At 44.7% G+C, this 12,415-nt stretch carries 9 protein-coding genes; 6 read left to right on the plus strand and 3 right to left on the minus strand.

Annotated features, from left to right (window positions below; translation table 11 throughout):
• Positions 1–41: 41 nt before the first annotated feature.
• Together CLV57_RS02870 and CLV57_RS02875 are read right to left on the minus strand one after the other, a co-directional pair.
• On the minus strand, positions 42–2,156 hold the full coding sequence (locus CLV57_RS02870) for a xanthine dehydrogenase family protein molybdopterin-binding subunit (protein ID WP_100339847.1): 2,115 nt from the start codon (positions 2,154–2,156) through the stop codon (positions 42–44).
• Positions 2,153–2,620, minus strand: coding sequence for a (2Fe-2S)-binding protein (locus CLV57_RS02875; RefSeq protein ID WP_100339848.1), 468 nt, complete (start codon positions 2,618–2,620; stop codon positions 2,153–2,155). The genes CLV57_RS02870 and CLV57_RS02875 overlap by 4 nt, the downstream gene beginning before the upstream one ends.
• A 307-nt stretch (positions 2,621–2,927) precedes the next feature.
• Between CLV57_RS02875 and CLV57_RS02880 the strand changes: the two genes are divergently transcribed.
• From CLV57_RS02880 to CLV57_RS02905, 6 genes are all read left to right on the plus strand, one after another.
• On the plus strand, positions 2,928–6,125 hold the full coding sequence (locus CLV57_RS02880; RefSeq protein WP_211290019.1) for an arabinofuranosidase catalytic domain-containing protein: 3,198 nt from the start codon (positions 2,928–2,930) through the stop codon (positions 6,123–6,125).
• A 156-nt stretch (positions 6,126–6,281) separates the two neighbouring features.
• Positions 6,282–6,506 (plus strand): DUF4287 domain-containing protein, encoded by a 225-nt coding sequence (locus CLV57_RS02885; RefSeq protein WP_100339849.1) that lies wholly within the window; start codon positions 6,282–6,284, stop codon positions 6,504–6,506.
• Between the two features lie 181 nt (positions 6,507–6,687).
• Positions 6,688–7,137 carry a hypothetical protein gene (locus CLV57_RS02890; RefSeq protein WP_100339850.1) on the plus strand — a complete coding sequence of 150 codons (450 nt, stop codon included), beginning with the start codon at positions 6,688–6,690 and terminating at the stop codon, positions 7,135–7,137.
• A gap of 12 nt (positions 7,138–7,149) precedes the next feature.
• Complete coding sequence (locus tag CLV57_RS02895) at positions 7,150–7,803, plus strand: hypothetical protein (RefSeq protein WP_100339851.1); 654 nt, start codon at positions 7,150–7,152, stop codon at positions 7,801–7,803.
• Positions 7,778–9,433 (plus strand): response regulator, encoded by a 1,656-nt coding sequence (locus CLV57_RS02900; protein ID WP_100339852.1) that lies wholly within the window; start codon positions 7,778–7,780, stop codon positions 9,431–9,433. The genes CLV57_RS02895 and CLV57_RS02900 overlap by 26 nt, the downstream gene beginning before the upstream one ends.
• 100 nt (positions 9,434–9,533) lie before the next feature.
• A complete protein-coding gene (locus CLV57_RS02905; RefSeq protein ID WP_100339853.1) occupies positions 9,534–11,642 on the plus strand; it encodes a hypothetical protein in 2,109 nt (702 codons plus the stop codon).
• Positions 11,643–11,714: 72 nt separating this feature from the next.
• Here CLV57_RS02905 and arr read toward each other — a convergent pair whose 3' ends face one another.
• On the minus strand, positions 11,715–12,128 hold the full coding sequence (gene arr, locus CLV57_RS18740; RefSeq protein ID WP_394339442.1) for an NAD(+)--rifampin ADP-ribosyltransferase: 414 nt from the start codon (positions 12,126–12,128) through the stop codon (positions 11,715–11,717).
• Positions 12,129–12,415: the final 287 nt, after the last annotated feature.

Genomic DNA, 12,415 nt, shown 5'->3' on the forward strand with positions numbered 1-12,415 from the left:
TGATCCATCGCTTTTTTTGTGCTTATTGGTTTGCTCTTAAATTATGTTAATTCAAAAGGTAGCTTTCTGTACCTTTTGCCTGTTGCCGCAAATATGGCGTTGGCCACAGCAGGGGCAATTGGCGGCAGGCCGGGCTCACCCAAACCGGTTGGCGCATCTTCTGATGGAACAAACTTCACTACCACCTCAATAGGCGCGTCTTTCATGCGCATAAAGCGGTAAGTATGAAAGTTGGTTTGCTCGACAGCACCTTCATTGAAAGTAACCTTGCTGTATAAAGCATGGCTTAACCCATCAATGATAGCACCTTCCACCTGGTTCTCGGCACCGCTTTGGTTAACTACACGACCGCAGTTAATGGCGCTGTAAACTTTGGTAACACGCAAGTGTCCATCAGGCATTTTGGTAACCTCAGCCACGTGCGCGGCGTAGGTTGAGAATGAATAATGCGATGCGAATCCCTGATAAACGTTAGGTTTGTTGGTTTTACCCCAACCGCTCATTTCGGTAACCAGGTCTATCACGCTTTTAAACTTAACCGGGTCGTAACTTACCCTTCCGTTAGGCGAGGTTTTAGCTTTCTCAAGTAGTTCCAGTCGCAGTTTAACCGGGTCCTTCTTCATAGTATGAGCTAATTCATCTAAAAAGCTCTCGTCGGCAAAAGCAACAGCGTTAGCTGTAGGCGCACGCCACGGACCGGTTTGTATATTACTTTGTATATTCTGATTGTCAACCCTGAAGTTTTTAATACTTGCTGCGGGGAAACCGTCAGGGGCGGCGGCTCGGTTGTTAGCCAAAGCCACGCCATTTAAGTGCCACGCGGCAATTTCACCATCGGGACTAACAGCTGCGCGGTATTTAAACATGGATGCCGGGCGGTAAAAATCTCCCTGCATATCGTCTTCGCGCATCCAAAGCATTTGCACCGGAACTTTCGCCGCCTGCGAGATCAATGCTGCTTCTACACCGTTATCCGGCTGCAGTTTACGGCCAAAACCACCGCCTTGCCTTGGCATAGCCAGGGTAACATTAGCTTCGGGGATACCCAAAGCACGAGCTACTGACGAACGCAGATTTGCCGGCACCTGAGTTGGGCCGTACAGTTCGGCTTTATCATTTTTAACATCAGCAAAGAAGTTAAGCGGCTCCATGTTGGCATGTGATAGTGCAGGTGTTTCGTAAATGGCCTCAATAATTTTATTGTTGCTGTCTTTTAAAGCCGCTTCAACATCGCCATCATTTCTTCCGGCTTTTTCAGGTATTTTGTTGACGAGCTCTGTGAATGCGGCAGTATGTTCGGTAGAGCTTTCCAGTTTGCTTTTGTCTTCCCACTCCACCTTAAGCGCCAGTTTGCCTTTTTTAGCTGCCCAGGTTGAGTTGGCCAACACGGCAACCACATTACCGGCTTTAACCACGTTTTTAACGCCGTTAACTTTGCGTGCTTCGGTATCATCAAATGATTTTAACACCTTGCCAAAAGCAGGCGGACGAGATACAGCGGCAAACAACATGCCCGGTCTGCGGGTGTCAATGCCATATAAAGGTTGTCCGGTAACTATTTTATGGTTATCAATATTGGCTACACGGGTACCAATTATCTTGAAATCTTTCGGATCTTTTAACTTAACGTCGGTGGGTACAGGCAGTGTTGCTGCTTTGGCAGCCAGCTCACCGTATGATAATTTCTTTTTAGTAGGCTTATGAATAATGGTTGCATTTTCTGCATAGCATTCTTCAGCAGGCACACCCCATTGTTGCGCGGCAGCTGTTGTAAGCATTTGCTTGGCAGTTGCACCTGCTGTACGTATAGGCATGTAACGGCCACGCACCGCGCCGCTTCCGCCCGCAATTTGCTGTCCGTATTTTTGCTGGTTAAGCGGAGCCATCTCCACTTCCACATCGTCCCATTTTACTTCCAGCTCCTCTGCCAATATCATAGGCAATGCCGTTTTTACGCCCTGACCAATTTCAGGGTTGGGCGACATCAATGTAACCACACCCTTTGTATTGATAGACACATATGCGTTAGGCTCAAAAACAACATCGGCAGCAGCGCTGGCGGTTCCGCCTACCATGTTGAAGCCAACCATTATACCGCCACCGGCTATTGAGGAGATCCTTACAAAATCTCTTCTGGATACTTTTTGATCTATCATTTGCTTACCCCTCCTTTCTCGGCTGCCAAATGAATGGCTTTGCGTATGCGGTAATGTGTACCGCAGCGGCAAATGTTATTCATGGTAGCGTCAATATCGGCATCAGTTGGTTTTGGTTTTTTCTTTAAAAGCGATGCCGCCGCCATAATCTGGCCAGCCTGGCAGTAACCGCACTGCGCAACATCAATTTCTTCCCAGGCTTTTTGCAGCGGATGATCGCCGTCTTTGCTCAAGCCTTCAATGGTGGTTATTTTGTTGTTGCCAACAGATGCTACCTGCAACTGGCAGGAGCGTATAGCTTCGCCGTTTAGATGAACGGTACAGGCGCCGCATTGTGCAATACCACAACCAAACTTGGTACCTACCAGGTTTAAATGATCACGTAACACCCATAACATTGGGGTATCCGGATCGGCTTCAACGGTCATGGTTTTTCCGTTTACATTAAGGTTATAACTGGCCATATCATTAAGTTTACACTCAAATATAAAAATTTATGGATGCAGGTTTAACAACTATCCATGTTTCGTAACTAAAATGCTACCATTCAGTAGATAACCTACTTCTAATAAAAAAATTAGTTTCAACACTATTAAGGTCGTTATTCATCATGGAAGGATAAGAAACAGTCTTTTTTGGATAAAAAAGTTGAGTGCCACCTTTATAAATTTGTAATAACTTAGTGCCATTATAAATCTTTTCAGCAGAAACTTAAGCTGCGTAACCCTGGTTATGCAGGCATATAAACCCTAATTTACACCAAGAATAAAAATGAAGATAAACAACAGGCTTACAAGCTTAAAAATTGCTGTGTTGGCATTACCCGCAAGTTTACTGGTTATGGCCATGTCGGGCGCTAAAACGGCTGCACCGCAGCGCCCAGAAGGTGCTTGTGATATTTACGCCAATGGCGGTACCCCTTGTGTTGTGGCACACAGTACAACAAGGGCATTGTATAAAGCATATAACGGTCCGCTTTATCAGGTAAAACGCGAATCGGATGGTAAAACGCTTGATATCAATGTAGTGTCTGCAACCGCAACCGATGCCGGCGGATATGCCAATGCCGCTGCGCAGGATGCTTTTTGCGCTACATCGCTTTGCCGTATCACTACCGTTTATGACCAATCGGGCAAAGGCAACCATTTGGTAGAAGCGCCTCCCGGAACTTTTAAAGGACCGGAAAAAGGCGCTTATGATGCCTTGCCGATTGCTGATATGGCTCCGGTAACCATTAGCGGCCATAAAGCATATGGTGTATTTATTATGCCGGGGATGGGTTTGCGTAACAACAATGCCCGCGACATAGCTATTAATGATGAGCCCGAAGGCATTTATTATGTAATTAACGGAAAGCATTTTGATAGCGGTTGCTGCTTTGATTATGGTAACTCATCAACCAACAGTCGCGCGGTGGGTACGGGTACTATGGAGACCACTTACTACGGTACCTCAACAGCATGGGGCAGCGGTAGCGGAACCGGTCCGTGGATAATGGCTGATATGGAAGCCGGTTTATTTTCGGGTTACAATGCCAAAAAGAACGATGTGCCAAGCATTGACTCCTGGCGATTTGTAAGCGCTTTTGTTGACGGCGGCGGGGGTAACCGCTGGGATCTGCGTGGCGGCAATGCACAGCAAGGCGGTTTAACAACTTATTATGATGGTGTTCGTCCCGGTACGCCGGGCAGTAACGCCTACTATCCTATGAACAAAAAAGGAGGGGTTTTGCTGGGTAATGGCGGTGATAATGGCGCAGGCTCATCAGGTACTTTTTATGAGGGCGTAATGACCAAGGGCTACCCTACCATGGCTACTACTGATAAGGTACAGGCCAACATAGTAGCCGCTAAATATGATGTTGAAATGTTAAGCCTATCGCGCGTTAAAACATTTGTGCCGAGATCATCTCAGGATGTTACCGTTAAGTTCACCAACACTACGGGTGCAATTGCTAATGGCGTAAAGCTAAGTATACAACCACTTACGGGTTGGACAGCAACCGTTAATGGCGGCACCGGGTCATCAAAAACATTTACTTATCCAATTCCGGCGGGAGCTACGGTTAGCGTTACTTTTAAGGTAACCGCGCCTGCAACTGCTCAGGCAGCGTTCTTATCTGCAAAAGCCGAGTGGAAAGGTAATAACAATGCAGTGGTGAAAACCGATTTAACTACTCAGCGTGTTCGCTCGGCGTTTCCTGTAAAAATTAACGAAGTGCGGTTTGGTACAGGTAATAACCTCACCAACCAGTTTGTTGAGCTGTATAACTCTTCTGATGCTGCTGTAGATATTTCAAACTGGAAACTCATTAACACCCGCAGTGAGTTAGGTTCTGTTAACCTGGGCAACATTCCGGCAGGAACAAAAATAGCCGCTAAAGGATTTTATGTATTAGGACTTGCTACATCAGGACTGGTAGCGCCTGTTAAAGCAGGCGATATGGTTATCAACGTGCAAAGCATTGACGGGTTATCAGAAGGACAAATATTGGACGTAGATGGCGAAACAAGACGGATATCAAAATTAGGTACAGCGGCTGCTCCGGCTACAACCGTTTATATCCCGGTATCAACTTCAACAAGGTTAATAGTGCCTGTAGGCTCGACCAACCTACCGGTTACCAGCGCGGCAGGTTTTGTAGTTGGTGAGAAAATAGGTATTGATATGGGAGGCAATTACGAAGTAGCCACTGTTACCGCAGTTGGAAAGGCAGGCATACAAACTAACCTATCGGTAGCTGCCAAAGCCGGAGAAACAATCATTAAGGTTACCGACAATGCTAACATGACCGTTGGTGATGTGTTAAGCATTAACACAGGCTCCCGCGTTGAAAAAGTAAAGGTTAAAAGGATAGTGAATTTATACACTGCACCTGCCCGCGGCGCGGCACCGGGTGCAGGTGGCGAAGTTGAGCTGGAAGCACCGTTGCAACGCGATCATATGGCCGATGTTGATGTGTTTGCCCCGGGTACAGGTATCAGCTTTACGCCTGCTACACGTTTCGCCCACAAAAGTGCTGATCTGGTTCACGCTTTGGGTAGTGGCATCACATTAAATAATTCGTTGGCTAAGGCACATGCTGAAGGCGCCCCGGTTCATCATACTGGCGATACGATGTTTGGATACCAGGGTCCGCAGCCTAATCAGTGGTTTGGCATACCGTTTAGTAACAACGCGGGTTCTATAGCATTAACGGATGCGAGCGGCAAGGTATTGGTTGACGGTATGGTGTATGGCTCGCAGCAGAGCAACTCAAGCGCTAACGGAACTGTTGCCAGCACAGAAATAGCCACTTTAGAGGGTGAGCAAACGCAAGGCGGCTGTATTGTGGTATTGCCATGGGCCACCGCGCGCCCGCAACCGGCAAGGGCCTCTGCTACTGATTTTACTAACCGTAGCGTAGGCCGTTATCCTGATGGTAATGATAACGACAGCAATTGCAGCGATTTTTCTGTACAAAATGTAGTTGCGCTTGCTGCGCCTGTAACTGCCGGCTCTAATAACATCAAGGTAGCCAACATTGCTAATTTGGCGGTTGGGCAGAAAATGGTGATAGGTGCAGGCGCAAACACCGAGACCATTACCATAGCCAGCATAGGTACAACCGGCGCTGCTACCACAAGTACAGCCGTTGAAGCTGGCGCTACTACGCTTCCGGTAAACTCTGTTACCGGTTTTACTGTAGGCCAAGCCATAACCATAGGCAGTGGTGCTACTACCGAAACAGTTACTATTGCTACCGTTACAGCGGCTCGCCGTGGCTTTGGCGCTCCGGCGGCTAATGCGCCGGGTAGTTCTATTACGTTAACCGCTCCGCTTAAAAACGCGCAGCCGGCAGGTGTGCAGGTATCAGGCAGCGGTGTTACGCTCACTTCGGCTTTAACAAAAAATTATGAGGTTGGGGCACAGGTAGCCAGCGCTATGCCAACACCGGGCGTTGCTAATGTTTACACGGCGAAAAAGTAAAAACTACTATTATATATATCAAACGGCAGAGCTTATGAAGATGGGTTCTGCCGTTTTGTTTAAATTATGTCCTGATGTCCCCTTAAAAATGTCCAAAGCGGCTGTGTTGTTATAATTTTCCGCAGCTATTTTTGAAAGAATCAAATAATAAAAACTATGTCATTCCAAGCCTACTTAAAAACTATCAAAGAGAAAACAGGTAAAGACGCCGCAGACTTCCGCGCTATTGCAGAACAAAAAGGCTTTACTAAAAACGGAGAACTTGTTGCTAAAGCAGGTGATATTACCTGCTGGTTAAAAGATGAATTTGAATTGGGCCACGGCCATAGCATGGCTATTTATGCTTTGTTGAAAGGAACTAAAAACGAGGATAGCATATAAAGGCGCTATCCATCATCCAAAAGCCTAAAGCAGCGTCAATTTAACGCATTAAAAAGCTGGTTTTTAGAGGCTGGCGGTTTTGTTGAATCTGAACGGGTTTCTTTTCAAAAAATCAATTATCTTACGTCTGTATTTTTTAAAATTCAGAAATCCTTATTAATCAACCCACAACCTATTGACCATGGCCTCAAAAAATCAATTGCCTACAGAGACCCGCGTAATTATTCCGATCCCCGAAGCCATTGAGCGCACAACCAATTGGCGAAACTTTATGAAAAGTAAAACTGCCGAAGCTGACGATAAAATGATCCCTAAGGCGGTTTACATTTCGAAGCAAGACATTATGTCTATGGCTAAGCAATGTGAAGCCGATGAAAGCATTGCCGGCGTTCGTGCCTACTTTACGCTTAATGACGAGTTTAGCGAACAGTTTAAAAATGAGGTGACATTTTTAATGGTACTTGTACGTGCCAGTGATGTAAAACCTTTTGGTGAAGATATACTATATATAGGTGATGATGGCAAAGTAAACACTGTTGCCGGAAACTCTAATGTGTATGATTATACAACTCCATGCCCTGATGTTTGCGATGTTACAAGTCCGCTTTTTACCGGAATTGAAAGAAAATAAGTAGTGCTGGTCATGTCTTTATCGAGGCTTTATCTGGGGTATTTTATACCTGCGTTTACATTAGTTCCGGTTATAGCGGGCTTGTTTCTATATAATGGGATAAACAAGCCATTACGCGTGTTGCTGATCTATTTAGTCACTTCGTTTGTTTTCAACGTAACAGGAAGTGTACTGGCCGGGTTTGGTATTAATAATTTACCAGGTTTACATTTATATACCGTTGCAGAAGTGTTAACCATAATGCTGTACTATCTTTATGCTTTTGACAAAGGGCTGGTAAGCAGATGGATAAAGATGGTCATGATAGTTTTTCCTGTTATTTGTATTGTTAACTTCAGCTTTTTTCAGAGCATTTATGAGTTCAATACTTATACAAGGCCGCTGGGTGCAATTATTGTAATAGTATTCACGGCAGCTTATTTAGCTATGCAAAGCGGCTTCAAAAATCAGCAGTTAATAAAGCGCAGCGGGAGGTTGGTAGCATCGGGCTTTATGATCTATTTTTGTAGTTCGTTGTTTCAGTTTATCTTTTCAAATGTGATATCAAAACACGCCGCAAAAGGTGTAAAACTGATAATATGGAACATACATGGTACATTTGTTTTAATAATGTATCTGCTGTTTTTGTGGGCTATTATCTATGAACGACCTAAAAGACAATATTGATGTTTTGGTGATTGCGGCCATGATGTGCTCATTCACCATTGTTATTTGTTTTTTAATTGTCATTTACCGCAAGCAATTAGATGCTTTCAGGCACAAAAATGCCAACGAAGCAAAAAGTGTGTTTTTAGCTACCATGAGCCACGAAATACGCACACCCATGAATGGGGTAATGGGTATGGCCGCGCTGTTAAAAGAAACCGACCTAACCGACGAACAACGTGAATACACCAATGCCATTATACAAAGTGGCGAGGCATTGTTAAGTGTTATTGACGATGTGCTGGACATCTCAAAAATTGAGTCGGGCAAGATGGTACTTGACCACCATGACTTTTTGTTGCGTAATACCATTGAAGATGTATTAAGCCTATTCGCTGTAAAAGTAGCCAATACTAATGTTGAGCTATTATATGAAATTGATGAGCAAATACCGGTTTATTTACATGCTGATAGCTTACGTTTAAGGCAGGTATTGATCAACCTGATAGGTAATGCGGTAAAGTTTACGCAACAGGGAGAAATTGTAGTTAGTGCAAAGCTTTTATCTTTACTAAATGATAAGCCCGAAGTGGAATTTGAGGTAAAAGATACAGGCATAGGTATATCTGCTGATAAGCTACCCCGCTTGTTTCATGCCTACACCCAGGCTGAAACGTCAACCGCGCGCCAATATGGTGGCTCAGGCCTTGGCTTGATGATCTGTAAACAGATAGTTAACCTGATGGGCGGGGATATTGCCGTTACAAGTTTTCCGCAAAAAGGAACTTCGTTTAAGTTCAATATTAAATGTGGCTATCCTGTGGCCCTACAACAACATGCTGACCTCCCTGATATGTCGGCGCTACGTTGGCTTTACATTTTGCTGGTTGATGATAATGACACTGCTTTAAGATCATTAAGCGCGCGTTTGCTCGCCTTGGATACAGTGGTTCATCCTGCAAATAGTGTCAACCTCGCACTTGATATTATTAATGAGGGTAAACGGTTTCAAATTATTATTTTGGATTCAACATTGCCCGAACAAGGGCAAGAGCGCATTTTGGCTGCTGCAAAAGCTGTTGAGCCTGCTACGCCTGTGGTGTTAATGGCAAAGGCAGGTGCTGAGTTTGAAAGAGAAGAAAAAGCCGCGTTTGCAGCAATAATTACTAAGCCGGTAAGGCAGTACGTTTTGGCACAAGCACTGTTGCAATGTATATCAAAAAATACCATTCCTGCCGCTAAAACAAAGTCCATTTTACATAAAGACTTTGCTTTTGAGCATCCTCTTAAAATAATTGTTGCCGAAGATAATAAGGTGAATCAAATGCTTATTTTGAAGGTTCTTGATAGATTGGGTTATCAACCTGTTTTGGCAGAAAACGGGCTGGAAGTTATTGAGCATTTAAGCAAACAGGAGGTTGACCTCATACTGATGGATATAGAAATGCCCGAAATGGATGGATTAACCGCCAGCAAGTATATTAGAACGAACAACACAGTGCAACCTCGTATAGTAGCCATGACCGCGAATGTGATAACAGAACATCAGCAAGATTGCTATGATGCCGGGATGGACGATTTTTTGGGTAAACCTATAAAGCTGGATGCGCTTTTAGCCGTGCTGAAGGAAACCAAATCTATCGGCATGTAAATGGAAGTAATTGATTAGTGTATATTTAACACTTAATTTGTTGCAACTTCAATAAAAAGGCTAACTTTACGCCATAACCTATTTATAATTTTTATTCTTTATGAAGCAATACAACCTGGGTTTTAAAAAACACCAACTGGCTTTCTTGCTTGCCGTTGCATCATTGCTCGGCATAAATGCGGCGAATGCGCAAAATGGAGCAGCCGGAGCCCCAAGACTGAAAGTATCTGAAAGATTTGTGCACACTGGTGCGGGCAATCCTTACCTGCCGTTATGGGAACACGTTCCGGATGGTGAGCCACGTGTGTTTGAAGACCCGGATAACAAAGGAAAGTTCCGTGCTTACATTATTGGTTCGCATGACCTGAGATTAACCAGCTATTGCGGTCCTGATATCAGAATGTGGTCTGCTCCGGTTGAGGATCTGACCAAATGGCGCGATGAAGGTGCTATCTTTACCTACCCAATTGATAACCAGTGGGACGTGATGTATGCGCCAGACCTGGTTGAGGTAAAGAGAAAAAATGGCAAAAAAGAATATTACTTATACCCACACAGCCGTGGCCGTAACAGGGAAGCTATGGTTTGTAAAGGCGATCGTCCGGATGGGCCGTTTAAACCTATCAACCTTACCGAAGATGGCAAAAGCACTATCCCGGGAAGTATATTAGGATTTGACCCTGCGGTTTACATTGAGTATGTAACCGATCCTAAGGACCCTGATTTCAACATTGGTTTCCGTGCTTATGGTTTCTGGGGTTTCCAAAAATCATCTGCAGCGCAGTTAGACCAAAATACCATGTACTCTTTACGCCCTGGTACGCAGCCAATCAACTTGTTAATACCTGCCAGCTCACGCTACGGTGTATTGCGCGATCCTAACGCCGTATATCCAAATATCTATCCTGGCGAAGATCTGGGTACATTCAACTTCTTTGAAGCATCATCTATCCGTAAGGTTGGTAATAAATATGTAACGGTGTTCAGCGGTTACTCTGGTCCGGAGTATGGTGTTAGCAGCTCCAACTCAACCCTGCGTTATGCAGTAGGCGATTCACCGCTTGGTCCATGGAAAAGCGGTGGCGTAGTGGTTGATTCACGCGCACCTGTTTTAAATCAGGATGGTTCTGCTATTGTTACTACCAATGCCGGTCACAATACACACGGTAGTATCGAGTTGATCAATGGTCAGTGGTACGTGTTCTATCACCGCCCGCCACGTGGCTTTGGTTATGCGCGCCAGGCAGTAGTAGCGCCGGTATCAGTTACTTTTGATGAGAAACCTGTTTCACAAGGCGGTACAGTAACTATCCGCGCTTATGATCCGTACGCACCAAACGGCATTTGGACAGCCAAAGATAGCCAGGGCCGTGAGTATAAAGGCGGTGAGGTTACCTCAGAAGGTTTCCACATGTATGGTTTAGATCCTTACCAGTATTATTCTGCTGGTTACGCCAGCTACTTATCAAACGGTAGCGTTCAGCAGGATTCATGGGATATTTGGGATAACCATATGCCGATAACCAATGTTAAAAATGGCAACATTGTTGGTTACAAGTACTTCGGTTTTGGCGGATTAGCAAAAGCTACCAAGGGCTTAAAACCATTTGAAGGAACCAAGAAAGGTAACAACACCAAATTTAACCTGTGGATCACTCCTAAAACCGACAAGTCTTTCAAAATTAACGTGATGTTAGATGGACCTTGGGATAACACAACCTGGAAAGGTAAAAAAATAGCTGAGTTTGTTATACCTGCCAATTCAAAGCAAGAGGTTACACAACTTACTGCTGATGTATCAAAAATTGTTGATGGCATGGGCAAAAAACATGCTATTTACCTGGTTGCTGAAGGTGAAGGTACTGACGGTTTGTTTGATATGTCTGGCCTGGGCTTTAGCTCGAACAAAAAGAAAATTGCCCGCCCGGTTATGCCTGTGTTGAACATAGCGGTTAACGGACAAGCTGTAGAGATTCCTGCTACTCCGGTTAGGTCAACCAATGCAAACGGAATTACCGGCTATGATATTTACGAAACTACGTATAAATATACTGCGGGTACAGCAGCTCCGGTTGTAACAGCATCATCAAACAACCCGGCTGTAAAGGTGAGTATTACGCAACCGCAAACACCAAAAAGTATGGCAGTGGTTAAGTTTGATTACAAGGGTATAGTTAAAACATACAATGTTATTTTAGCACCACAATAAGTCGCTAATTAATACTCTATGAAAAAGGCGGGATGGTTTATCATTCCGCCTTTTTTGTTATACATCGCACGCTCAGTTAATTATCTCGCCGGTACTATTAGCCAGCCTTTGTCTCCACTGTTTTAATTCATCAGGAGTGAGATGGGTCCAGTCGCTTATTTCGCCTATTATCTTTAACGGCGCAGTTGTGCGGTAAGAACGTGTTGGGTTCCCCGGAAATCGTTTATTAGTGACGTTGGGGTCGTTCTCAAAATCGCCGGTAGGCTCAATAAGGTAAACACGCGGTAGCGCATCGCCTTTAGCCAGTTCTGCTGCCAGGCCGGCACCGCTTAAAACTGCGGTGAAATAAACGTGGTTCATTACCACATCATCTTTATAGTTAGAGTTATAGCCTGCTGTAAGCAGATCACCTGTTTGCAGGTTAGCCTTTGTGCCGTGGTAAAATGGGCCGGCATCAATAGGTGTTGTAGCTGATGACGTGGCCAACTTTCTGCATTCGGTCGCTCTTTGCTCATCGCCTCTATTTTCGTAACATTCAGCAAGGCTACTGTATAAAGATGGCAGAGCGCCTTTTGCGGTATTATCATTCAATTCAAGCGCAAGTTGTATGGTTGTTTGCAGCCAGGGTAGTTTATTAGCAGTGTTAGTTTGATGCCGCGCCATGTAGTAAGCTGCTATAAACTTTTCAAAGTTATTTGATGCATTATTCCAGGCCTGTGAAAACAATTGGCCCGCTTCCATGATCTCGCCTTTTTCTGACCGGGCCATGCCTT

Origin of the sequence: Mucilaginibacter auburnensis, from assembly GCF_002797815.1 — a bacterium.
GTDB lineage: Bacteria > Bacteroidota > Bacteroidia > Sphingobacteriales > Sphingobacteriaceae > Mucilaginibacter > Mucilaginibacter auburnensis.